The sequence below is a fragment of the Nocardia sp. NPDC047648 genome (assembly GCF_040642815.1).
Lineage (GTDB): Bacteria > Actinomycetota > Actinomycetes > Mycobacteriales > Mycobacteriaceae > Nocardia > Nocardia gamkensis.
Window position 1 is genome coordinate 78,134 of the sequence record NZ_JBEYSX010000009.1, and the last position, 22,145, is coordinate 100,278.

Below are 22,145 nucleotides of genomic sequence, written 5' to 3' on the forward strand. Positions count from 1 at the left end.
GCCGGGGGACGGGGATCGGCTCGCGCGTCGTCCGCCTCGACTGGGGAGACGGAGGGCCGAACGCGCGGTACCGAGCGGTCGCCGTCGGGTGCCGCCGGTGCGGGAGGGCTGGATCGACCTTCCGCACCGGCGTGTGCCGCGAGCGACCGCGATACGAGGAAGTGGAGGTGCGGAAGTGTCCGGTGACACGAACGCCGAGGGCATGAATTTCGAGCTCTCCGAGGACCAGGACCTGATCCGGAGATCGGTGGCCGAGCTGTGCCGCAAGTTCGACGACCAGTACTGGATGGCGAAGGACCAGGCACACGAGTTCCCCACCGAGTTCTACGACGCCGTCGCGGGCGGCGGCTGGCTGGGCATCACCATCCCCGAGCAGTACGGCGGCCACGGACTCGGCATCACCGAGGCCACCCTGCTCGCCGAAGAGGTGTCGCGCTCCGGCGGCGGGATGAACGCCGCCAGTTCGATCCACATGTCGATCTTCGGCATGCATCCGGTGGTGGTGCACGGTTCCGAGGAGTTGAAGCGACGGACCCTGCCGCGCATCGCGACCGGCGAGCTGCACGTGTGCTTCGGTGTGACCGAACCCGGTGCGGGCCTGGACACCCCGCGCATCACGACCTTCGCCCGCCGCGACGGCGACCACTACGTGGTGAACGGGCGCAAGGTGTGGATCTCGAAAGCGCAGGAATCGGAGAAGATCCTGTTGCTGACCCGCACCACCCCCTATGACGAGGTCGGCAAGAAGACCGACGGCATGACGCTGTTCCTCACCGACCTCGACCGCGCGCACGTCGACATCCGGCCGATCGCCAAGATGGGCCGCAACGCCGTCACCTCCAACGAGCTGTTCATCGACGACCTGCGCGTGCCGGTGGAGGATCGGGTCGGCGAGGAGGGCGCCGGGTTCCGCTATCTGCTCGACGGATTGAATCCCGAACGCATGCTGATCGCCGCCGAGGCGCTCGGCCTCGGCCGGGTCGCGTTGGACCGGGCGGTGCGGTACGCGAAGGAACGCGTGGTCTTCGACCGGCCGATCGGCATGAACCAGGGCATCCAGTTCCCCCTGGCCGATTCGCTGGCCCGGCTGGACGCGGCCGAGCTGATGCTGCGGAAGGCCACCTGGCGCTACGACAACGGGAAATCCTGTGGGCGCGAGGCGAACACGGCCAAATACCTGTGCGCCGACGCGGGATTCACCGCCGCCGACCGGGCGCTGCAGACACACGGCGGCATGGGATACGCCGAGGAATACCACGTGTCCCGCTACTTCCGGGAGGCGCGTGTGATGCGCATCGCCCCCGTCAGCCAAGAAATGATCTTGAACTACCTGGGTTCGCACGCCCTGGGATTGCCGAGGAGCTACTGATGGCGCAGCAGACACTGTTCGATCTCACCGGGCGTTCGGCGCTGGTCACGGGCGCCGCGGGCGGCATCGGCTCCGCGGTGGCGCAGGCGCTGGCCACCGCGGGCGCTTCCGTGCTGGTCACCGACGTCGACGGGGCGGCGGCCCGCGCCGTCGCGGAGAAGATCGTCGCGAACGGTGGCACCGCGGCAGGGCGGGCGCTGGACGTCTCCGACCGGAACTCCGCCGCTGCGGCCGCCGAGCAGGCCGCCGGACTCGGCGACGGCATACTGCACATCGTCGTGAACAACGCCGGGGTCACCGCACCGGCGATGTTCGCCGACACCACCGCGGAATCGGTGCGGCGGCTGTTCGACATCCACGCGCTGGGAACGATCAACTGCGCGCAGGCGGCGTTGCCGTTCCTGCCCACCGACGGCACCGGGCGGATCATCAACGTCACCTCCGCCGCGGGCATCGTCGGCACGCTCGGCCAGGTGAACTACTCCGCCGCCAAGGCCGCGATCATCGGCATCACCAAATCGCTGGCGAAGGAACTGGCGCGCAAGAACATCCTGGTCAACGCGCTCGCCCCGCTGGCGGCGACGCCGATGACGCACACCATCCGCACCGACGATCGGTTCTCCGAGCAGATGCTCAACCGAATCCTGTTGCGCCGCTGGGCCGAACCGGAGGAAGTCGCGGGCGCGTTCGTCTTCCTCGCCTCCGACGCCGCCTCCTTCATCACCGGCCAGGTGCTGCCGGTGGACGGCGGCACGGTGATCTGATGACCTCCCCCTCGCAGCGTCTCGCGCCGGACGGAGGCTCCTCCGGACTGGGACCACTGGCCGGTGTCACGGTGATCGCTTTGGAACAGGCCGTATCCGCGCCGATGTGCACCCGCAGTCTGGCCGATTTCGGCGCCCGGGTGATCAAGGTGGAGCACCCGGACGGCGGCGACTTCGCCCGGTACTACGACGACGTGGTGCTCGGGCAGGCCGCCCACTTCGTCTGGGTCAACCGCGGCAAGGAGTCGGTCACCCTCGACCTGAAATCGCCCGCCGGGGTGGACCTGCTGCACCGCTTGCTGAGCCGAGCCGACGTGCTGGTGTCCAACCTCGCGCCAGGCGCCGCCGCCCGCCTCGGCCTCGCGCCCGCGGACCTGGCCGCGCGGCATCCGGACCTGATCGCGGTGGAGATCGACGGGTTCGGCGCGGGCGGGCCGCTGTCCCACAAACGCGCCTACGACCTGCTCGTCCAAGCCGAATCCGGCGTCTGCGCGGTGACGGGCACCGCGGACGCCCCGGCCAAGCCCGGCCCGCCGGTCGCCGATGTCACCACGGGCCTGTACGCGGCGCTGTCGATCCTCGCCGCACTGTGCGGCCGGGGTCGGGGCGCGGCTCACGGCAACACCATCTCGGTGAGCCTCTTCGACACCATGGCCGAGATGATGGGCTATCACCTGACCTACGCGCGGCACACCGGCATCGATCAGCGGCCGCTCGGGATGAGTTCGCCCGCGGTGGCGCCCTACGGCGCGTATCCCACCGCCGACGGGCGAACCGTGGTGCTGGGCACCACCAACGACCGGGAGTGGCGGCGGCTGGCGACCGACATCCTGGAGCGGCCGGATCTCGCCGCGGACGAGCGATTGCGCACCAACCCCGGGCGGGTGCGCCACCGCGGCGAGATCGACGACGCGATCGCCGCGTGGTGCCTGCGCCACGACCTGGCCCGGATCCAGAAGATCGCGGACGACGCCGGGATCGGCAACTCCCGCTACCACCGCCCCACCGAGGTGCTCGACCACCCGCAGCTCACCGAGCGCGACCGCTGGCGCAGCATCGAGACCCCCGCGGGTCCGATCCCCTCGCTGCTGCCGCCCGCGATCCTCGCCGGGTTCGAGCCGCCGATGGGCCCGGTGCCTGGTCTCGGCGCGCACACCGACGCCGTGCTCACCGAACTGGGTTGCACCGCAACGGAAATCGAAGCGCTGCGGGACGCCGGAGTGATCGGATCACGCCGATGACCGGCGAGTCCGCGCTGCTCTCGGAGGATCGCGACGGCGTGCGCACACTGACGCTGAACCGGCCGCACCGCAAGAACGCGATCGACGCCGAACTCTGGGCGGCGCTGGCCGAGGCGCTGCGCGCCGCCGCGGCCGACCGCGCCGTGCGCGCCCTGGTGCTCACCGGCGCGGGCGGCGCGTTCTGTTCCGGCGCGGACATCTCGACGCCCGACAACGCGCACCCGGTCTACCGGATGCGCGCCCTCACCGACGTCGCGGTCCTGCTGCACGAACTGCCCCTGCCCACCGTCGCGAAAGTCACCGGCGTCGCGGTCGGCGCGGGCTGGAATCTGGCCCTGGGCTGCGATCTCGTGGTGGCCACCCCGCGATCGACGTTCGCGCAGATCTTCACCCGCCGCGGACTGTCGCTGGATCTGGGCGGCTCCTGGCTGCTGCCCCGGCTGATCGGCCTGCAACAGGCCAAGCGGCTGGCGCTGCTTGCCGAGACCATCGACGCCGAACAGGCTCGCGATCTGGGACTGGTCACCTGGGTGGTGGCACCGGAGGAGATCGACGGGTTCGTCACCGAGCTCGCCGCGCGCCTGGCGGCCGGACCGCCGGTGGCGCTGGCCCAGACCAAGGCGCTGCTGCACGAAGGCGCGGACTCGACGCTGCGGGAAGCGCTCGCGGCCGAGGCCAGGGCGCAGGGACTGAACTTCGCCACCGCCGACGCCCCGGAGGCGTTCGCGGCCTTCGCCGAACGGCGCGAACCACGGTTCACCGGCCACTGGACCGTCCGGCGGCCGCCGATCCGCGCCGCCGGGAATTCCGAGAACGGGAGATGATATGCGTGAGGTAGTCATCGCCGGGGCGGTCCGCACCGCCGTCGGCAAACGCAACGGAGGACTGTCCGGGGTGCACCCGGCCGACCTGTCCGCGCTGGTGCTCACCGCGCTGGCCGAGCGCTGCGCCCTCGATCCGGCGCTGATCGACGACGTGATCTGGGGCTGCGTCTCCCAGGTCGGCGAGCAGTCCAGCAACATCGGCCGCTACGCCGTGCTGGCGGCGGGCTGGCCGGAAAGCGTTCCGGGCACCACGGTGAGCCGGGCCTGCGGGTCCAGCCAGCAAGCGCTCGATTTCGCGGCGCAAGCCGTGCTCTCCGGACAGCAGGACATCGTGATCGCCGGAGGAGTCGAAGTGATGAGCCGGGTGCCGCTGAACGCGGCGAAGGCTTCCGGTGCTCCCTATGGGCCGAAAGCGTTGGCGCGCTACGACGGCTTCGCGTTCAATCAGGGCATCTCGGCCGAATTGATCGCGAAGAAGTGGGGATTCGGCCGCACCCGGCTCGACGAGTACTCCGCGCGGTCGCACGAGCGTGCCGCCGCCGCCCAGGACGCCGGCGCCTTCACCGACCAGATCGTGCCCGTGCGCACCGAAGCGGGCGTGGTGGACGCCGACGAGGGGATCCGGCGCGGCACCACCGCGGCGAAGCTCGCCGGGCTGAAACCCGCGTTCCAGGACGACGGCGTGATCCACGCGGGCAACGCCTCACAGATCTCCGACGGTGCGGCCGCCCTGCTGGTGACCACCCCGCGCAAGGCGCGCGAGCTGGGCCTGACGCCACTGGCCCGCTACCGCGCGGGAGCTGTAGCCGGCTCCGATCCGGTGCTGATGCTCACCGGCCCGATCCCCGCGACGGAGAAGGTGTTGCGCAAAGCGGGTCTCGCGCTGGCCGATATCGGTGTCTTCGAGGTGAACGAGGCGTTCGCGCCCGTCCCGCTCGCCTGGCTGGCCGAGACCGGCGCCGACGAATCGCTGATGAATCCACTGGGCGGAGCGATCGCGCTCGGTCACCCGCTCGGCGGATCCGGCGCCGTCCTGCTGACCCGGATGCTGCACCACATGCGCGACAACGGCATTCGCTACGGCTTGCAGACCATGTGCGAGGGCGGCGGCACCGCCAACGCCACCGTCGTCGAACTGATGTCCTGAACAGGAGGCCCGCCGTGCGACGAGAGCTGTTCACTGCCGACCACGAGGCGTTCCGGCGGCTGGTCCGGGATTTCGTGGAGAAGCGGATCGTGCCGGACTACTCCGCGTGGGAGAAGGACGGCAGGATGCCACGCGAGATCTTCAGCGAGATGGGCGAACTCGGGCTGCTCGGCTTCGCGGTACCCGAGGAACACGGGGGAGCGGGCATTCGCGACTACCGCTACAACGTGATCCTGCAAGAAGAGGCGGCGCGGGCCCTGGTCACCCTCGGTACCGTGCGCACCCAGCTCGACGTCATCCTGCCGTACTTCCTGGAGTACGCCGACGCCGCCCAACGGCGGCGATGGTTTCCCGGGCTGGCGTCGGGGCAGCTGCTCACCGCGATCGCCATGACCGAGCCGGGCACGGGCTCGGATCTGGCGGGGATGCGAACCAGCGCGGTGCGCGACGGCGACGACTATGTGCTCAACGGCGCCAAGACCTTCATCACCGGCGGTCTGCTCGCGGACCTGGTGATCGTGGTGGCCCGCACGTCCACCGACCCGGACAACCGCCGCGCGGGGCTCACCCTGCTGGTGGTGGAGGACGGAATGCCCGGCTTCACCCGCGGCCGCATGCTGGAGAAGATGGGCTGCAAGGTGCAGGACACCATGGAGTTGTCGTTCCACGACGTCCGGGTACCGGTCGCCAACCGGCTCGGCGCCGAAGGCGCGGCGTTCGGGTATCTCGGGCACAATCTGCCACAGGAACGGCTCACCGTCGCGGTCGGCTCGGTCGCGCAGGCGCGCGCCGCGATCACCGCGACCGTCGACTACACCAAGCAGCGCAAGGCCTTCGGCACCCCGGTCGCCTCGTTCCAGAACACGAAGTTCGAACTCGCCGCGATGTCCGCGGAAGTGGAAGCGGCGCAGACGATGGTCGACCGTGCGGTGCTCGACCTGGTCGAGGGCGCCTTGTCCGGAGCGGACGCCGCCCGCGTCAAGCTCTTCTGCACGGAGGTACAGGCCCGCGTCGTGGACCGCTGCCTGCAATTGTTCGGCGGGTACGGGTACATGATGGAGTATCCGATCGCCCGGTTGTACACCGACGCGAGGGTGGCGCGAATCTACGCGGGCACCAGCGAGGTCATGAAGATGATCGTGGCCCGGGACCTGGGCTTGTCCTGACCATCGCGGTGCGGCGTAACGGCTCTGGTGCGGCGACGGATAAGACATGCAGCCGCAGTACAACTGGGCATGCCGATCAGTGAACAGCAGAGGGGAACTCATGCGCTCGGTCACCAGGTTCGTCACAACCGCCGCAGCCGCCGTCGTGGCCTGCGCCCCGGCATTCGTCTTCGCGGGCACCGCCTCGGCGGCGGCCGTCGATCTCCCGGTCCTCTACACCACGGCGACCGAAGCGGGCTTGTGCTACGGGACGATCCGCGGGAACGTGGATCAGGACTCCTCTTCGGGACTGCATCTCACCAGCGCCTTCGAAGGCATCGGTACCTGCGCGACCACCGCCTACGTCTCCTGGCACAACATCGACACCGGCGCCCGCGGCAACACCACGATCAAACTGGTCGGCTCCTGGTACAACTCGGCCACCATCCCGTCAGGTCCCGGCCACATCGAATTGTCCGTCACCACCAAGGAATTCTTCCACTCTCCCGATTCGGTCCAGGTGCAGTACGTCATCCCGGGATAGATCACCGGCAGGCGGCGTCCGCCGCGACAGGCGCGAACGTGCTCGCGGACATCGGCCGTTGTCAGCAGCGGGGTGCGCTGCCGCGCGGGGGGTGTGGATCTCGGAGCCGGAGGTTCATCGCCAGAGTCGCTGACAAAGCATGGGCTGCAATGCTTTCCGCATATCGTGGTCCATTCGAATTGCTGCCAGCCCCCTTTCGTACGCTGCTTTCGCGAACGTGTGTGCAGCTTCGGCGTCGGCTCGGTAGTGATGTGCCGGGCGGGGTGGTCGCCGCCTACCCGGCGTTCGCCGGGATGTCCCCGCCCAAGGCGCCCGTGAGGTAGTGCTGCACAGTCGGCGCGATCAGGCGGACGACCTGCTCCGAGGGGATGTCGGCGATGCGGTCGATCGCCCAGACATACCGGGTCATCGCCAAGCCGACGATCTGTGTGGAGACCAGATCCGCGCGCACCGCGGCCTCGTCATCGGGGAGGCTCGCCGACACGACCTGTGAGACGAGCGCGGAGAAAACGGAGCGGAGCCGCTCCATGGCGAAGGGCTCGTGGCTCGCCGCGAGGATGATCGAGCGCAGGACCTCCGCGGTGTCCGGGTCGTCCCACATGCGCAGCGCCGCCGCTACGAAGGCTCGCCCGCGCTGCTCGAGCGGCACCCGGGCTGCCTCGGCGATGCCCGCGCCGAAGGCTTCCGGCGGCTCCAGCGCCGCCTTCAGCAGTCCGGTCTTGTTGGTGAAGTAGTAATTCACCAGGGTCGGATCCACATCGGCGGCCTGAGCCACCGATCGCAACGAGGTCCCGTTGTAGCCCCGCTCGGCGAAGGACTTGCGGGCCGCCGTCAGAATGCGATCCGCCTGCGCACCGCGTTCCCCACGCGGCCCCCTTCCGGCTCGTGTCGCCATGTCGCGCCGTCCCCCTTTCGCCCGTTCCGCGATCTCCCGCCGGTGTCGGTCCGGCAGGTGTTGAAACCTGCATTTCAGCATACCGTGAAATTATCACCCGGAGGGACGGAGCCCGCGGCACCGCCATCTCGCGGGAGGCGGGCATCGCACCGGTGGGGACAGTCGTCGAGCTGGGCCACAATACGTCGCGTGAACGCAACACGCCCCGGTCCCAACCGAAGCCGACCACGCGGCCAGGCGCCTGCGCCGCGGGCGGCTGTTCCGGACGAGGCGGGGGAGAACCGCCTCGCCCTGGCCGCGATGACCGACGCCCTGATAGCGCTGATCGTCGGATTGGCATTGTCCCAGCGTGTCTTTCCTGCCTCCGACGGTGTCGTGGAATTCCTCGGCGCGTTCGTTCCGTGCGTGCTCGCGGTGTCATTCGCCAACCACGTACTCGGCACACTCCTGTTGCGCGGCAGTCTCGCGAAACTGGTGTTCGGCATGCGGGTAGTGCGATGGAAGGACGGCCGACGTCCGCGTATATGGCAGACGGTCGCACGATGGTTGTTCGGATTCGTGGTGATCGGGCTGCAATACCTGCTCGAAGGCGCGAGCGTAGGCCAAGCCTGCGGCTTGCGCACGGTGCGCCGCCGCGACCAGCGCCACCCGGCGTAGGAATCGGCGGCAACTCCCGCACGCACCGAACCTCACCAGTTCGAAAGCGGCCGAACAGCGCGACTATCGCGTCCTTTTCCCGCCGGAGTCCTGGGCTCGGTGCTCCTAGCGTCGGTGCGATGAAAACGGATTCGACTCCGGACACCCGCGGCACCGCGCTGCGGACACCCGTCGTTTGGTTCATGTCGCTGGCGGCCGCGCTCGGCACCGCGACCATCTATCCGCTGCAACCGGCCATCGCGGAAGTCGCCGGTTCGCTGCACGCCTCACTCGCGGCGGTGGGCACCGCTCTGGCGTGCGGGTCGCTCGGCTATCTGGTGGGGCTGGCGCTCCTGGTGCCGCTGGTCGACCGGTTCTCGCCGCGGGCGGTGCTGTCGGCCCAGTTCGGTTCCCTGGCCCTCGCTCTGGCGGCGAGCGCGGTGGTCGGTTCGGCCTGGCTGCTCGGCTCGGTCGTCGGCCTGATCGGGGCGGGATCATCGGTCGGTGCGCAATTGAGTTCGGTGGCCGGACGTCTCGCGCAGCCACGACGGCGGGCCACCGTCCTGGGCGTCGTCACGGCGGGTATTTCGGCGGGGATCCTCGCGGGGCGGATCGTCGGAGGTTGGCTGACGGATGCGATCGGTTGGCGCGGAACGCTTCTCGCGTTCGCGGTGGCGTGCGCTGCTATCGCGGTCACCGCCCGGTTCGCGCTTCCCGCCGTAGCGGGGAATGCCACGGCGGGTTACCTGGCGACGGTGCGCGGACTTCCCGGACTACACGGCCGATATCCGGCCCTGCGCCTGGCGGCCGGTCGCGGTGCCCTTTGGTTCTTCGCCTTCTGCACGATCTGGGCCGGACTCCCGGTCGCGCTGTCCCAGCCGCCGTTCTCGTACTCGCCCGAACGGATCGGCATGTACGCCTTCGCCGGACTCCTCGGTGTCGCCGCCACTCGCATCTCGGGGGCGTGGACCGACCGCATCGGCGCGCGACGAGTGATCGCGATCGGGCTCGTCCTCGCCATCGCCGCCTCGGCGGCTCTGGGCGCCTTCCTGTCGAATACGGTCGTGACCCTCGTCTGCCTCGGTCTCTTCGACGCCGGACTGTTCGCGGCCCAGGTGGCCAACCAGAGCACGGTCCTCGCCATCGACCCGGCTGCCCCGGCTCGCTTCAACAGCGCCTACATGATCGTCTACTTCGTCGGCGGCAGCTGCGGCGCCGCGTTCGGCGCCGCCGCCGTCGGCTGGTTCGGCTGGCCCGCCACCGCCGCACTCGCCGCCGCGGCCATCGCTACCGCCATGGTGGTCACCCTGACCACGTCGCGCACCGGACCCGATCTCCGGGCGGTTGCGGGACGGGGTGTAGGAGATCGTGCCCTCGAGCGCGGCGTGCGGGATGTGTCGGCGATGGACGGCAGGTAACCGTTTGGACGGTGTGGGCCGTCGCTGAGGTTTCGGCGATACGCTGGGCAGTGGTGAAAGGTGCGCGCATGTTGCCTGCTGTCGGAGACATGCTGGTGGGGTCACGCCCGAGCGATGACCGATGACGATCCGCTACGGACACGCCGTGAGGTGACAACGCCTCTCACGGCGGAGCTGGCCGCGGCTGGTTTCGAGAACGCGGTGGAGATCGGTCGCGGGGGTTTCGGTGTGGTGTATCGCTGCCGACAGGTCGCGCTGGACCGGACGGTGGCGGTAAAGGTGCTGTCCGCGGAACTGGACGCCGACAACCAGGCCCGCTTCGCGCGGGAGCAGCGCGCGATGGGCAGGTTGACGGCGCATCCGAACATCGTCACCGTGCTGGAGACCGGTGCGATCGGTAGCGGGCAACCCTTTCTGGTGATGCCGTATCACCCGCTGAATTCGCTGGACGCGTGGATACGACAGCACGGTCCGCTTCCTCTGGAGAGGGTGCTGTCGATCGGGGTGAAGATCGCCGGTGCGCTGGCCAGCGCGCATCGCCTCGGTATCGTGCATCGGGACGTGAAACCGGGAAACATCCTGCTCACCGAGTACGGGGAGCCCGCGTTGACCGATTTCGGTATCGCGCATATCGCCGGCGGATTCCAGACCGCCGCGGGCATTGTGACCGGGTCGCCCGCGTTCACCGCACCGGAAGTGCTGGAAGGCGTCGATCCCACCCCGGCCGCGGACGTCTACGGGCTCGGCGCCACGCTGTTCTGCGCGCTGACCGGCCATGCCGCGTTCGAGCGGCACAGCGGGGAGAACGTGGTGGCACAGTTCGTCCGGATGTCCACCCAGCCGGTGCCGGACCTACGGGAGAAAGGGATCCCCGAGGACGTGTCGGCGCTCGTGGAAGCCGCGATGAGCCGAGACCGTCACGAGCGGCCCTCGGCCGCGGCGCTGGGTGAGGCCATCCGGCAGGTGCAGCAGGCCCGCGGGTTCTCGATAGGTGAGATGGCGCTGCTGGGCGAATCGGATCTCGAGCATCCCGACGGGTTGCTCGAGCGTCGGGGCGAGAAGCCACCGTCGCGGGGGTGGCGTACGCCGATGGCTGCTACGCGGGACCATAGCGGCGAGCTGCCGCTCGAACTGACCAGTTTCGTCGGCAGGCGCGCCGAAGTGTCGCAACTGAAGAAATTGCTGTCGGCCTCGCGGCTGGTGACGTTGACCGGCATCGGAGGCGTCGGTAAGACACGGCTGGCGCTGCGCGCGGCGACGCAGGTGCGCCGCGATTTCGCCGACGGGGTGTGGCTGGTCGAGCTGGCGGAGGTGTCGGATCCAGCCCTGCTGGTCGACGTGACGGCAGCCGCCCTCGGCGTGCGCAACCAGTCGGCCGCGCCGCTGCTCGACGTCCTGACCGACTTCCTGGCCTCGCGCGAAACGCTGGTGGTGGTGGACAACTGCGAGCACGTGGTGGAGGCCGTAGCCGGGCTGACGGAGACGTTGCTGCGGACTTGTCCGGATCTGCGGATCCTGGCCACCAGCCGGGAACCGCTGAATATCGCCGGAGAGACGGTGCTGCGGGTGGCGCCGTTGCTGGTGCCGGACCCGGACCGGGAGCCAACCCTGGCAGGGTTGCCGCGCTTCGACGCGGTGACGTTGTTCGCCGACCGCGCCGCGGCCGCGGTGCCGGACTTCGAACTAGACGAGGACAACAAGGCCGCCGTCGCCGGAATCTGCGCCCAGGTGGACGGGTTGCCGCTGGCGATCGAGCTCGCGGCGGCCCGGATGCGCACCATGTCGCCGGAGCAGATCCTCGCCCGGCTCACCGACCGGTACGCGCTGCTCACCCGCGGCAGCCGCACCGCCCCCGCGCGGCAGCAAACGCTGCGGTGGTGTATCGCCTGGAGCTACGAGTTGTGCACCCGCGCCGAACAGCGGCTGTGGGCACGGTTGTCGGTGTTCGCCGGCGGTTTCGAGCTCGACGCCGCCGAAGAAATCTGCGGTACCGACGTGTTGGCACTCGACGCCGCTGCGCAAAGTCCGCTGGATGTGCTGTCGGCCCTCGTGGACAAGTCGATCCTGATCCGGGAGCAATCGCATTCGGTGGTGCGCATCCGGATGCTCGAGACTTTGCGAGACTACGGCCGGGAGAAACTGCGGGAGTCCGGCGAGGACACCGAGCTGCGCCGTAGGCACCGCGACTGGTACCAACGCATGGCGCTGAGCGCCGAGGCCGAGTGGATCAGCCCCCGGCAGCCCGATTGGATCGCCCGGCTCGAACGGGAACAACCCAACCTGCGCGAAGCGCTCGAATCCTGCCTGACCGACGACAGCCGGGCGGCGGCTGAAGCGGGTTTGCGCATCGCCTCGGCGTTGCACGAGTTCTGGAGCTTTCGCGGCCTGTACGGGGAAGGCCGATTCTGGATCGATCGCGTCCTGGCCCACCCCGGCGCGCAATCGATACCCGACCGCATCAGTGCCCTCCGCGCGGCCTGCGAAGTTGCCGCGCCGCAGGGGGATTTCCAGGCTACCGCCGCTTTCCTGGCGGAGGGACGAGCACTCGCCGCCCAGGATCCCACCCCCGCCATCGAGGGACAGCTCGCCTACGCCACCGGCATCGTCGCACTCGCCAGGGGCGAAGCGGCCGACGCGTCCTCGTCCCTCGAACGGGCGGTGGAGCTGCTCAGCGCTGACCGAACGGGAGAACTGTACGTCAGTGCGCTGGCCATCCTCGCATGGTCATACGAGCTGCGCGGCGACATGATCCGGGCGTCCGAGCACTACCGCCGAGTGCTTTCCATCACCGAAGCCCAAGGCGAACTGCTCTATCGTTCGACCGCGTTGCGCGGCTTGGGCGTCGCCGCACGCCAGCAGGGCGAGCGAGACCGTGCCCAACGGTTGCTCGAGGAGGCGTTGCGAATCAATCGGCGGTCCAACAGTCCGGTGCTCACCGCGTTCGGCATCGAGGCGCTGGCCTGGACGGTCGCCGACCGGGGCGACGTCGAACGCGCCGCTGTGCTGCTGGGAGCCGCCCAGGGAAACTGGCTGGCGGGCGGCAGCGTGCGCGCGGTCTTGCTGAGCATGTCGCGCTTTCACAAGGAATGCGAGCGAACGACGCGAGGCGCGCTCGGTGCTCGCAGATTCGACGCCGCCTTTCGGCAAGGCCAGGCGATGGGAGTGGACGCCGCTGTCGCGTACGCGCTCGGGGAGCAGCCCACCGACGCGGCACTCGCGTCGGGCCCGGCTGCGCGACTGACCAAGCGGGAGCGGCAGGTCGCCGACCTCGTCGCCCAAGGGCTCAGCAACAAGCAGATCGCCAACAAGTTGGTGGTTTCGCAACGTACCGTCCAGGGCCACGTCGAACACATCCTGACCAAACTCGGCTTCACCTCACGCACTCAGATCGCGGCCTGGTTCGTGGAGCAAGCCCGGCAAGCGAGTTCTTGACCCCGATCCGACCGGCGTAGCTCCCCGAATGCACCGGATCTTCAGGATCGAGCGGAATCGGGGTGACTCGGCCGCCGACCGCCCACGATTCGTAGCGCGAGGTCCGCGTAATAGTCGCCGATGTCCTCCGGCGACCAGGAGCCACCCTCGTGATACCAGCGCGCGATATCTATTCCCAGCGAGAGCAGAGCGGTCGCGGCCATATGGATATTCGAGTTCTCGAACACCCCGGCGGCCGCCCCTCGCTCGATCAGGCTCCGGACCTCTCCTTCGATGGCACGCCGGGTCTGCTTGATCTCCTGTTGATGTTCTGGGCTGAGAGCGGCGAGTTCATAGTTGATGATGCGGGCGACGGTATGGGCGCGTGCGTGATGGATCGTGAACTCCCTCATCACGGCGATCAGTTGCTCGGCGGGGTCTTGTGCCGAAGCGATGGCAGCGCGGACGCGCTCCAGGGTGTCCAGGTGACCGGCGCGCGAGATCTGGTAGAGCAACTCTTCCTTGGAACGGTGGTAGACGTAGATCGCACCCGTGCTCACTCCGGCGATCGATGTGATGTCGCGGGTCGTCGAGCCGTGGAAGCCGCGTTCGGCGAAGGCGACCACCGCCGCGTCGAGCAGCCGCGCTCGGGTCTGGTCCGCGCGCGAGCGGTCCTCTGTATCGGTCACCTGGACAGTATGGCTCTACACGGCGAGCACGAGTTTGCCGGTGTTGGCACCCGTGAACAGCATGTTCAAGGTTTCACCGAAGCGAGCTACCCCGCCGTCCACGACGTGCTCCCTGCTCTTGATCCTGCCCTCGGCCAGCCACCCGGAGATCTCCGCGACTGCCTCGCCGTAACGATCCGCGTAGTCGAAAACGACGAAGCCCGTCATGGACGCCCGGTTGACGAGCAGTGACATATACCGCGAAGGTCCCGGGGGGAGCTTCTCCGCGTTGTACGCCGAGATCGCACCACAGATGACGATGCGGGCGCCACGCCGGAGATTGGCGAGCGCCGCATCGAGGATGTCACCGCCGACATTGTCGAAATAGACGTCGATACCCTCCGGAGCTACCTCCCGCAGCCGCGGCAGGACGTTCTCACTGCGATAGTCGATGGCCGCATCGAAGCCGAGTTCCTCGGTCAGCATCCGGCACTTCTCGGCGCCGCCCGCGATACCGATCACCGTCGCGCCTTTGATCTTCGCGATCTGACCGGCGATGCTGCCGACGGCACCCGCCGCCGCGGAAACCACCACCGTGTCTCCGGCTCGCAGGGCGCCGACCTCGAGCAGGCCGAAATAGGCTGTCATTCCCGGCATTCCCAGCGTGCCCAACCAGGTCGGACCGCCCGCCGCGGTCAAATCGACCTTTTGCACCCCGCGGCCGTCGTGGATCGCGTATTCGGTCACGCCGAAAGTTCCGCTGACGGTGTCGCCGACGGCGAAGTCCGGATGCGTCGACTCCACAACGGTCGCGATATCCAGCGACCGCATGACCTCCCCGACCCCGACCGGAGGCACATACGACCGCACGTCGTTGAGCCAGCCGCGCATGGCCGGGTCGAGGGAGATGAAATTCACCTGGACCAGGATCCGGCCCGGGGAGAGCGCGGGCAGGTCCTCGGTCGTCAGGTTCCAGGTGTCCGCGTCGGGCAGGCCCGACGGCCGTTTCGCGAGCCGCACCTGCTGGGTTGTCGTCACGTGTTCTCCTCCTCCTGATCGGTCATCACGGCACCAGCACCGCGACCGTCTCCGCTACACACGCGGGCTTGTCCGAGCCCTCGAGCTCCACGGTTACTCGGATCACCGCCTGCGATCCGATCGTGCCCGGCTCGAGCGAGACCAGCTCGACACCGGCTCGCACCCGGGATCCGGCCGGGACCGGAGTCGGGAATCGCACCTTGTTGGTGCCGTAGTTGACGCCCATCGATAGGCCCCGCACCGTGTACACCTGTCCGGCCAGCATCGGCACCATCGACAGGGTGAGAAACCCGTGTGCGACGGTGGTGCCGAACGGTCCGGCGGCGGCCTTCGCGGGATCCACATGGATCCATTGATGATCCCCGGTCGCTTCGGCGAAGCGATCGATCTGTTCCTGGGTCACCGCGTGCCAATCGCTGTAGCCGAGGTGGGTTCCGACTGCGGACGCCAGCTCGGACAAACCCTGAAATACCCGCACAGGTCTCCCTCCGTTCAGTTCCGCGGGCCGCCGGCCACGTAGATCACCTGGCCGGACACGAATCCGGCGCCCTCGCTCACCAGGAACGACACGGTGTGCGCGACGTCGGCGGGAGTGCCGGTACGGGCGACCGGAATCTGGGCGGCCATCGCCGTCTTGAACTCCTCGAAGGGAATGTTCATCCGGGCGGCGGTGGCGGCGGTCATCTCCGTCTCGATGAAACCCGGGGCGACCGCGTTCGCGGTGACGCCGAACTTGCCGAGTTCGAGTGCGAGCGTCTTGGTGAATCCCTGCAGGCCGGCCTTGGCGGCCGCGTAGTTGGCCTGGCCACGGTTGCCGAGTGCCGACGTGCTCGACAGGTTCACGATGCGACCCCACCGCTGCTCGATCATGTGCGCCTGCACCGCCCTGGCCAGCAGGAACGACCCGCGCAGGTGCACATTCAGGACGGCATCCCAGTCGTCGGCACTCATCTTGAACAGCAGATTGTCGCGCAGGATCCCGGCGTTGTTGACCAGCACCGCCGGTGCGCCGAGTTCGGCGGCCACGCGATCGACCGCCCGGGTGACCGCGGCCTCGTCGGAAACGTCGACACCGACCGCGAGCGCGCGGCCATCGGCCGACTCGATCTCGTCGACGACCGTCGTGCAGGCGGCCTCGTCCAGATCGAGCACGGCTACCGCCATACCGTCAGCGGCCAGCCGCCGGGCGACGGCGGCGCCGATGCCGCGAGCCGCGCCGGTGACGACCGCGATCCGCTGTGTCGGATGGGTCATGAATACTCCTCGAAGATGTGATTGCGGTGGAAACCCTTGGGCTCAGGGCGTGTAGACCACGCGGCCGACGGTCTCGCCGTCCGCGAGTCGCTGCACGGCGTCGGCGACGTCCTCCAGTTTCAGCCGGGCACTGACCAGCGGGCGGATCGCACCATCGGCGGCGAGTGCGGTCAGCGCGCGGTGGCATTCGGCGACGGCGGCCGGATCCTGGGTGTTGTACAAACCCCAGTGCAAACCGAGAATCGAATAGTTCTTGATCAGTGCGTGATTCAACGCGGCGGTTTGTATCTCGCCGCCGGCGAACCCGACGATCACGATGCGGCCCTCGAAGGCGACGCATTTCGTGGACCGCTGGTACACCTCGCCGCCGACCGGGTCGTAGATCACGTCGGCACCACGACCGCCGGTGACCTCCTTGACGACGTCGACGAAGTCCCGCTGGTGACGATCGATGACCACGTCGGCACCCAAATCTTTGGCATAGGCGGCCTTTTCGGCACCGCCGACGACTCCGATCACCCGGGCGCCCGCGGCCTTGCCGAGCTGGATCGCGGCGCTGCCCACGCCGCCTGCCGCGGCATGCACCAGGAGGGTCTCGCCCTCCGACAATCCGGCGCGCCGATGCAACCCGAACCAGCCGGTCTGGTAGCCGATGAACAGCGCGGCCGCCTCCGCGTCATCCAGCGACGGCGGGGCGGGGAACGTCTGGGCGGCCTCCAGCACGGCGAATTCCGCGAATCCACCGTGGGGCAGCGCCGCGCCCCCGAGCACCCGCTCGCCCACAGCGATCCCGGCCACCTCGGCGCCGAGGGCCACCACTTCGCCACACAATTCGACGCCGGGCGTGAACGGCATCGGCGGCCGGACCTGATAGCGGCCGCGGCACATCAGCACATCGGGAAAGTTCGCCGCGGCGCCGCGGACCCGCACAACAACCTGGCTCGGCCCGGGCTGCGGAACTTCCACGTCGTCGAGCCGCAGCACCGCGCGCGGTTCGCCCAGCTCGTGGACGCGCCACGCCTTCATCCGCGCCATCTCAGACCCCACCCGTCAGCGTGACGCCGCCGTCCACGACCAGCAACTGCCCCGTCAGCCAGCTCGCGTCGTCGGACAGCAGAAACGCCACCACGCTGCCGATATCCTCGGGCACCCCGAGCCGCTTGAGCGGGTAGGCCGCAGCGACTTCGTCCTCGCGGCCGTCGTAGAGAGCGGTGGCGAACTTCGTCTTCACCACCGCCGGGGCGACGGCGTTGACGCGCAGATTCGGGCCGAGTTCGACCGCCAGTTCCTGGGTGATGTGCGTGAGCATCGCCTTGCTCGAACCGTAGAAGCCGATGCCGGGCGCGGGCTTGACACCGGCGACCGACGACACGTTCACGATCGCGCCCCCGAAGTCCTTCATCCAGGCCCGGTACGTCTGCTGCACCCACGACAGCGCGGCCAGACAGTTGACCTCGACGATCTTGCGGGCCACCTCCAACGGCAGATCGACCATCGGCCCGTACGCCGGGTTGATGCCGGTGTTGTTCACGAGGAGATCGGCGCTTCCGAACGTGTCGATCGCGCGCGCGACGGTCTCCGCTTGGTGCTCGACATCATCGGCACGGCCCGCGACGGCCAGCGCGCGCTCGGGGCCGCCCAGTGCTTCCACCGCTTCGTCGAGGGCGTCCTGTTTGCGGGCGGTGATCACGACCCTCGCCCCCTCGTCCACCAAGCGCTGCGCGATGCCGAGCCCGATGCCCCGGCTCGCACCGGTGACGATCGCTGTCTTGCCTTCGAATCTGTTCATCCATGAGTCCTTTGCGGATCGGCGGTTACGACTAGCCCTCGAGCGCCATCGCCGTGCCCCGACCGCCGCCGACGCACATCGTCTCCGAACCGATCTGCTTGTCGGGCAACTGCTTCGGCGGCGCGGCCCGCACGATCCGCGCCCCCGAGCCGTCGGGCCGCGGATTCCGCGACGCGCCCTTGCCGACGCGACCGATCGGCGACCGGGCGGCAGAGACGATGACGGCTTCGGGCATGGTGGCGAACCTTCCGGGGAAGTTACTGAGCGCTTGTTAACCTCTCGACACCATGCTGGACGGACCGGCGGCGGTCAATACGTCAGAGCTTTTTCGGACTGTGACACAGGGCACATCTATCCGCTGCGACCGGCTGGTCGGCGATCAGGGCGGTCGCTCGATCTGAATGGCGGAGGCGAGCACCGGCCACGGACCTACCGCGGCCGGCGCGGGCGGAGAACGGTCAGCGTCGCTGGTCGCGATAGGTCTCCAGCAGGCGCAGCCACACCTCGCTGATGGTGGGGAAGGGCGGGACGGCGTGCCAGAGGCGGTCGATCGGGATCTCGCCGGTGATCGCGACGGTGGCCGAATGCAGCAGTTCGGCGACGCCCGCGCCGGCGAAGGTGGCGCCGACCACCACGTGCCGGTCCGGGTCCACGAGGATCCGCGCGTGGCCCCGATAGCCGGGGATGTGTTGCAGCGCACCGGCGATCCGGCCGAGGTCGTAGTCGACGACGTCGACCTTCTGCCCGGAACCCTCGGCGTCTTCGGTGGTGAGGCCCACGGCGGCGATCTCCGGGTCGGTGAACACGACCTGTGGCACCGCCACCCGGTCGGCGGTGCCCGCGTGCCGCCCCCACACGCCGGTGTCGAGGGCGAGACCGCGGGCCCGGTCGGCGATGACGGCGCCCGCGATCCGTGCTTGGTACTTGCCCTGGTGGGTCAGCAGCGCGCGGTGATTGACATCGCCTACCGCGTACAGCCAGTCCCCGCCGACCGCGGTCACGGCGAAGGTGTCGTCGGTGTCGAGCCACTGCCCAGGGGTCAGTCCGATGGTCTCGAGTCCGATGTCGTCGGTGCGGGGTGCGCGTCCCGTCGCCAGCAGCAGTTCGTCGGCGATGATCCGGCTGCCGTCGGCGAGCATGACGTGCACGCCGTCGTCCGGTCCGCCCGCCCGTTCGGCCTGAATGATCGTGGTGGCGAAGCGGAGATCGGCGCCTGCCGCCAGCAGCCGCTCGGCGACCAGTTCCGCGGCGAAGGGCTCGACGCGGGGCAGCAGCCTGGACTCGCGGGCGACGAGGGTGACCTGCGTGCCGAGCGCCTGCCAGGCCGTGGCCATCTCGGCGGCGACCACGCCCGCACCCAGGACGACGAGTCGGCCGGGCACCGCGCGTGCGCTGGCGGCCTCCCGGCTCGTCCACGCGCGCACCGTCTCCAGCCCTGGCAGCGGCGGCAGCGCCGCGCGGGTGCCGGTGCACACGGCCACCGCGTGCCGGGCGGTGAGGTTCAGTGTCGCGCCGTCCGGGGTCTCGACCGTCACCTGTCGCTCGCCGGTGATCCGCCCGTGCCCGCGCTCGAGGGCGATGCCCGCGGAGCCGAGCCAGTCGACCTGGTCGCGGTCGTCCCAGTGGGCGGCCATGCGATCGCGGTGTTCCAGGACGGCCGCGGCGTCGAGGGGCCGGGTGAGCGCCGCGGCGACGCCCGGAACCCGGCGGGCCTCGGCGTGCAGCAGGGCGGGCCGCAGCAGCGCTTTGCTGGGTTCGCAAGCCCAGTAGGAGCATTCGCCGCCGACCAGCTCGGCTTCCACGATGACGGTGCGCAGTCCGGCGGCGCTGGTTCGGTCGGCCACATTCTCGCCGACCGGGCCCGCCCCGAGGACCACGACGTCGTAGGTCCGAGAGTTCTCGTCTGTCATGACAGTGCTTTCGTCTCGGTCGTCAGCGGCCGGGTGCCCGCTGGGTGACCTCTTGCAGGAACCAGCTGTTGCCGTCGGGGTCGTGGAAGGCTGCGAAGGAGCCGTAGCTGGCGCGCCGCGGGTGCGCCCCGGCGACGCGCTGCGCGGTGCCCGCGTGGTGGAACACCCCGGTGGCGTCGCGGAACGGCCCTTCGACATCGACGCCGCGTTCGCGCAGCTGCGCGATCGACCGCTCGATATCGGTGACGACCAGGTGCAGCCCGTGCAGCGTGCCGGGGTCGGCGGTCGTCACGCCGGTGCCGAAGATGATCGAGGCCTCCGAACCCGGCGGCGTCACTTGGACGACCCGGTATCCCTCGTCCACGGTGAAGTCGGCGTCGAGGCGGAACCCGAGTCCGGTGTAGAAGTCCTTCGCGCGATCGACGTCGGCGACGGGCAGCACGACGACTTCCAATTTCATGTCCACGATCGGTTTGTCCTGTTCTTGTTCTATCGGTGGGCGCCCTGGGCGGCCTGTTCGATGACGTCGGCGACGACGCCCGGATGGGAGACCGCCACCGAATGCGAGGCGGCCACTTCGGTGACGTGGGCGTGGGCGCGTTCGGCCATGAACCGCTGGGCCGCGACGGGGATGTTGCGGTCCTCGGTGGTGATCACGTCCCAGGTGGGCTTGTCGGTCCAGGCCGCCGCCGTGGCGGGCTCGGTGAGGGCGGACTGCGCGATGGGGCGCTGGGTGGCTGCCATGAGGGCCGCGCGAGCGGGGGAGACGTCGGCGGCGAACTGGTCGTGGAACGCGTCCTGCCGGATGAAGAGGTCCTCACCCGTCGTGCCGTCGGCCCCGGTGGACGGAATGTGGCCCAGGGCGGCGGGCAGTGTCGAACCGGGGTAGCGGCCGGTGAGGTCGAGCGCCGTCTCCCCGGGGGCGGGCAGGAATGCCGCCACGTAGACGAGTGCTTCCACCTGGGCATTGCCCGCTGCCGCCGCGCTGATCACCGAGCCGCCGTAGGAGTGCCCGACCAGGACGACGGGTCCGTCGATGGTGCCGAGCAAAGCTTTCAGCGCGGCGGCATCGGCGGCGGGTCCGCGCAGCGGATTCGCCGCGGCGACGACGCGATACCGGTCGTGGGTGAGGCGCTCGATGACCTCGTTCCAGCTCGAACCGTCGGCGAAGGCCCCGTGTTCGAGGACGATGGTCGGTCGCGGCGCGTCCGGCGTGGGGTCGGCGTGGGTGGTGGTGCTCGCGGTGCACGCCACGGCCAGCGCGCCCCCGGCCACGACGGCCGCCAGCGCGGTCGCCGCGCGAGCGAGCCGGGGAATACGGACGCCGCGGCGTCGGGTGTCTTTCATGATGGTCTCGCTTCGGTGGATGAGGCAGGGAGGAGGTCAGGCGGCACGCAGTGGGCCGGCGAAGGATTTGCGCAGCGAGGAAGGACCGACCAGGGGCAGCAGCGCGGCCAAGGCCCGGCCCTTGAGAGTGCTTGGCGTGCGCAGCAATTCGATCTCGACGCGGGAGCCTTCGTGCTGTGGCACCGCCCGGAAAACCCAGCCGCCGCCCGCGCCGAAGAGCTTGGAGTCCAGCGTGCTGATCCGGACGGTGTCGCCCCCCGGCTCCCACTCGTAGCGCGCCCGCTCCCAGGCGGCCGCGGTGCCCTCGGTGACCTCGGCCCAGGTCTCGCCGCGTTCGTGCACGACGAAGTGCTCGGCGTCGATGGTCGGCCACGCTTCGGCACGGCCGGGGCCGAAGTCGGTGAGAACCCGCACGACCTCGGCAGGAGAGAGGGTGGACTGCAAATGGAAACGGACCGTGGTCATGAGGCTGCTCCTGGGTATCGGTACGAAATCCGGACGGGCGGGAGGCCGGTGTCCGGTGGCCCGACGGGCGGGCCGCGCCGCCGGCCCGCGGTGACGGTTCCGGCTGCCTGTCGAGCATCGCTGCCGAGGGCACAGCGCCGAATCCGTCGGATGACGTAGCGGTGACGTATCTTCCCCGGCACTTCGGCGGCTCGTGCCGGGCGCGCGAACGGTCGAATGACCTCGGTATCGCCGCCGCGGCAAAGCGTCATCGCTCCGGAACCGACCGGTTAGTCTTGCC

Annotated in this window: 22 protein-coding genes; 10 read left to right on the forward strand and 12 right to left on the reverse strand. The window is 69.4% G+C overall.

Annotation, left to right across the window (positions count from 1 at the left end):
* Positions 1-202 precede the first annotated feature (202 nt).
* The 7 genes from ABZ803_RS20090 to ABZ803_RS20120 all read left to right on the forward strand — a co-directional run bounded on the left by ABZ803_RS20090 (position 203) and on the right by ABZ803_RS20120 (position 7,034).
* The gene (locus ABZ803_RS20090; RefSeq protein ID WP_357040716.1) at positions 203-1,369 is read left to right on the forward strand and encodes an acyl-CoA dehydrogenase family protein; all 1,167 of its coding nucleotides are present in this window, start codon (positions 203-205) and stop codon (positions 1,367-1,369) included.
* Entirely contained in the window at positions 1,369-2,133 is a 765-nt protein-coding gene (locus ABZ803_RS20095; protein ID WP_357040151.1) for an SDR family NAD(P)-dependent oxidoreductase, read from the forward strand. The genes ABZ803_RS20090 and ABZ803_RS20095 overlap by 1 nt, the downstream gene beginning before the upstream one ends.
* Complete coding sequence (locus ABZ803_RS20100) at positions 2,133-3,374, forward strand: CaiB/BaiF CoA-transferase family protein (protein ID WP_357040154.1); 1,242 nt, start codon at positions 2,133-2,135, stop codon at positions 3,372-3,374. Before ABZ803_RS20095 ends, ABZ803_RS20100 begins: the two co-directional genes overlap by 1 nt.
* Positions 3,371-4,198: an enoyl-CoA hydratase-related protein gene (locus ABZ803_RS20105; RefSeq protein ID WP_357040157.1), complete on the forward strand. Its 828-nt coding sequence runs from the start codon at positions 3,371-3,373 to the stop codon at positions 4,196-4,198. Before ABZ803_RS20100 ends, ABZ803_RS20105 begins: the two co-directional genes overlap by 4 nt.
* A 1-nt stretch (position 4,199) precedes the next feature.
* A complete protein-coding gene (locus ABZ803_RS20110; protein WP_357040160.1) occupies positions 4,200-5,345 on the forward strand; it encodes a thiolase family protein in 1,146 nt (381 codons plus the stop codon).
* Between the two features lie 14 nt (positions 5,346-5,359).
* On the forward strand, positions 5,360-6,511 hold the full coding sequence (locus ABZ803_RS20115; RefSeq protein ID WP_357040163.1) for an acyl-CoA dehydrogenase family protein: 1,152 nt from the start codon (positions 5,360-5,362) through the stop codon (positions 6,509-6,511).
* Positions 6,512-6,611: 100 nt separating this feature from the next.
* The gene (locus tag ABZ803_RS20120) at positions 6,612-7,034 is read left to right on the forward strand and encodes a hypothetical protein (protein WP_040872119.1); all 423 of its coding nucleotides are present in this window, start codon (positions 6,612-6,614) and stop codon (positions 7,032-7,034) included.
* 274 nt (positions 7,035-7,308) lie between these two features.
* On the opposite strand, the gene ABZ803_RS20125 is transcribed toward ABZ803_RS20120, so the two are convergent.
* Positions 7,309-7,929 (reverse strand): TetR family transcriptional regulator, encoded by a 621-nt coding sequence (locus ABZ803_RS20125; protein ID WP_357040166.1) that lies wholly within the window; start codon positions 7,927-7,929, stop codon positions 7,309-7,311.
* A 189-nt stretch (positions 7,930-8,118) separates the two neighbouring features.
* Between ABZ803_RS20125 and ABZ803_RS20130 the strand changes: the two genes are divergently transcribed.
* The 3 genes from ABZ803_RS20130 to ABZ803_RS20140 all read left to right on the forward strand — a co-directional run bounded on the left by ABZ803_RS20130 (position 8,119) and on the right by ABZ803_RS20140 (position 13,415).
* Complete coding sequence (locus ABZ803_RS20130; protein ID WP_357040169.1) at positions 8,119-8,586, forward strand: RDD family protein; 468 nt, start codon at positions 8,119-8,121, stop codon at positions 8,584-8,586.
* A gap of 119 nt (positions 8,587-8,705) precedes the next feature.
* The gene (locus ABZ803_RS20135) at positions 8,706-9,983 is read left to right on the forward strand and encodes an MFS transporter (protein ID WP_357040172.1); all 1,278 of its coding nucleotides are present in this window, start codon (positions 8,706-8,708) and stop codon (positions 9,981-9,983) included.
* A 114-nt stretch (positions 9,984-10,097) separates the two neighbouring features.
* On the forward strand, positions 10,098-13,415 hold the full coding sequence (locus ABZ803_RS20140) for a protein kinase (protein ID WP_357040175.1): 3,318 nt from the start codon (positions 10,098-10,100) through the stop codon (positions 13,413-13,415).
* A 41-nt stretch (positions 13,416-13,456) separates the two neighbouring features.
* Here ABZ803_RS20140 and ABZ803_RS20145 read toward each other — a convergent pair whose 3' ends face one another.
* The 11 genes from ABZ803_RS20145 to ABZ803_RS20195 all read right to left on the reverse strand — a co-directional run bounded on the left by ABZ803_RS20145 (position 13,457) and on the right by ABZ803_RS20195 (position 21,865).
* Positions 13,457-14,083, reverse strand: coding sequence for a TetR/AcrR family transcriptional regulator (locus ABZ803_RS20145; protein ID WP_357040178.1), 627 nt, complete (start codon positions 14,081-14,083; stop codon positions 13,457-13,459).
* Between the two features lie 15 nt (positions 14,084-14,098).
* Complete coding sequence (locus ABZ803_RS20150; RefSeq protein WP_357040181.1) at positions 14,099-15,100, reverse strand: NADP-dependent oxidoreductase; 1,002 nt, start codon at positions 15,098-15,100, stop codon at positions 14,099-14,101.
* A gap of 25 nt (positions 15,101-15,125) precedes the next feature.
* Complete coding sequence (locus ABZ803_RS20155) at positions 15,126-15,578, reverse strand: MaoC family dehydratase (protein WP_357040184.1); 453 nt, start codon at positions 15,576-15,578, stop codon at positions 15,126-15,128.
* 14 nt (positions 15,579-15,592) lie between these two features.
* Positions 15,593-16,354 carry a 3-oxoacyl-ACP reductase FabG gene (gene fabG / locus ABZ803_RS20160; RefSeq protein ID WP_357040187.1) on the reverse strand — a complete coding sequence of 254 codons (762 nt, stop codon included), beginning with the start codon at positions 16,352-16,354 and terminating at the stop codon, positions 15,593-15,595.
* Positions 16,355-16,396: 42 nt separating this feature from the next.
* Positions 16,397-17,380: an NADPH:quinone oxidoreductase family protein gene (locus ABZ803_RS20165; RefSeq protein WP_357040190.1), complete on the reverse strand. Its 984-nt coding sequence runs from the start codon at positions 17,378-17,380 to the stop codon at positions 16,397-16,399.
* Positions 17,381-17,390: 10 nt separating this feature from the next.
* Complete coding sequence (locus ABZ803_RS20170; protein ID WP_357040192.1) at positions 17,391-18,143, reverse strand: SDR family oxidoreductase; 753 nt, start codon at positions 18,141-18,143, stop codon at positions 17,391-17,393.
* 31 nt (positions 18,144-18,174) lie between these two features.
* Positions 18,175-18,378 (reverse strand): hypothetical protein, encoded by a 204-nt coding sequence (locus ABZ803_RS20175; RefSeq protein WP_357040758.1) that lies wholly within the window; start codon positions 18,376-18,378, stop codon positions 18,175-18,177.
* A gap of 223 nt (positions 18,379-18,601) precedes the next feature.
* The gene (locus tag ABZ803_RS20180) at positions 18,602-20,053 is read right to left on the reverse strand and encodes an NAD(P)/FAD-dependent oxidoreductase (RefSeq protein WP_357040195.1); all 1,452 of its coding nucleotides are present in this window, start codon (positions 20,051-20,053) and stop codon (positions 18,602-18,604) included.
* Between the two features lie 22 nt (positions 20,054-20,075).
* Positions 20,076-20,513, reverse strand: a complete 438-nt coding sequence (locus ABZ803_RS20185) for a VOC family protein (RefSeq protein WP_357040718.1) — start codon at positions 20,511-20,513, stop codon at positions 20,076-20,078.
* A 29-nt stretch (positions 20,514-20,542) separates the two neighbouring features.
* Positions 20,543-21,400, reverse strand: a complete 858-nt coding sequence (locus ABZ803_RS20190; RefSeq protein ID WP_357040198.1) for an alpha/beta hydrolase — start codon at positions 21,398-21,400, stop codon at positions 20,543-20,545.
* A 36-nt stretch (positions 21,401-21,436) separates the two neighbouring features.
* Entirely contained in the window at positions 21,437-21,865 is a 429-nt protein-coding gene (locus ABZ803_RS20195; RefSeq protein WP_357040201.1) for a hypothetical protein, read from the reverse strand.
* Positions 21,866-22,145: the final 280 nt, after the last annotated feature.

Bases quoted from the DNA above. Each gene is read 5' to 3' on its own strand.
- ABZ803_RS20090 (WP_357040716.1), top strand. From the start codon at position 203: ATGAATTTCGAGCTCTCCGAGGACCAGGACCTGATCCGGAGATCGGTG.
- ABZ803_RS20095 (WP_357040151.1), top strand. From the start codon at position 1,369: ATGGCGCAGCAGACACTGTTCGATCTCACCGGGCGTTCGGCGCTGGTC.
- ABZ803_RS20100 (WP_357040154.1), top strand. From the start codon at position 2,133: ATGACCTCCCCCTCGCAGCGTCTCGCGCCGGACGGAGGCTCCTCCGGA.
- ABZ803_RS20105 (WP_357040157.1), top strand. From the start codon at position 3,371: ATGACCGGCGAGTCCGCGCTGCTCTCGGAGGATCGCGACGGCGTGCGC.
- ABZ803_RS20110 (WP_357040160.1), top strand. From the start codon at position 4,200: ATGCGTGAGGTAGTCATCGCCGGGGCGGTCCGCACCGCCGTCGGCAAA.
- ABZ803_RS20120 (WP_040872119.1), top strand. From the start codon at position 6,612: ATGCGCTCGGTCACCAGGTTCGTCACAACCGCCGCAGCCGCCGTCGTG.
- ABZ803_RS20125 (WP_357040166.1), bottom strand. From the start codon at position 7,929: ATGGCGACACGAGCCGGAAGGGGGCCGCGTGGGGAACGCGGTGCGCAG.
- ABZ803_RS20135 (WP_357040172.1), top strand. From the start codon at position 8,706: ATGAAAACGGATTCGACTCCGGACACCCGCGGCACCGCGCTGCGGACA.
- ABZ803_RS20140 (WP_357040175.1), top strand. From the start codon at position 10,098: ATGACCGATGACGATCCGCTACGGACACGCCGTGAGGTGACAACGCCT.
- fabG (WP_357040187.1), bottom strand. From the start codon at position 16,354: ATGACCCATCCGACACAGCGGATCGCGGTCGTCACCGGCGCGGCTCGC.
- ABZ803_RS20165 (WP_357040190.1), bottom strand. From the start codon at position 17,380: ATGAAGGCGTGGCGCGTCCACGAGCTGGGCGAACCGCGCGCGGTGCTG.
- ABZ803_RS20170 (WP_357040192.1), bottom strand. From the start codon at position 18,143: ATGAACAGATTCGAAGGCAAGACAGCGATCGTCACCGGTGCGAGCCGG.
- ABZ803_RS20175 (WP_357040758.1), bottom strand. From the start codon at position 18,378: ATGCCCGAAGCCGTCATCGTCTCTGCCGCCCGGTCGCCGATCGGTCGC.
- ABZ803_RS20180 (WP_357040195.1), bottom strand. From the start codon at position 20,053: ATGACAGACGAGAACTCTCGGACCTACGACGTCGTGGTCCTCGGGGCG.
- ABZ803_RS20185 (WP_357040718.1), bottom strand. From the start codon at position 20,513: ATGAAATTGGAAGTCGTCGTGCTGCCCGTCGCCGACGTCGATCGCGCG.
- ABZ803_RS20190 (WP_357040198.1), bottom strand. From the start codon at position 21,400: ATGAAAGACACCCGACGCCGCGGCGTCCGTATTCCCCGGCTCGCTCGC.
- ABZ803_RS20195 (WP_357040201.1), bottom strand. From the start codon at position 21,865: ATGACCACGGTCCGTTTCCATTTGCAGTCCACCCTCTCTCCTGCCGAG.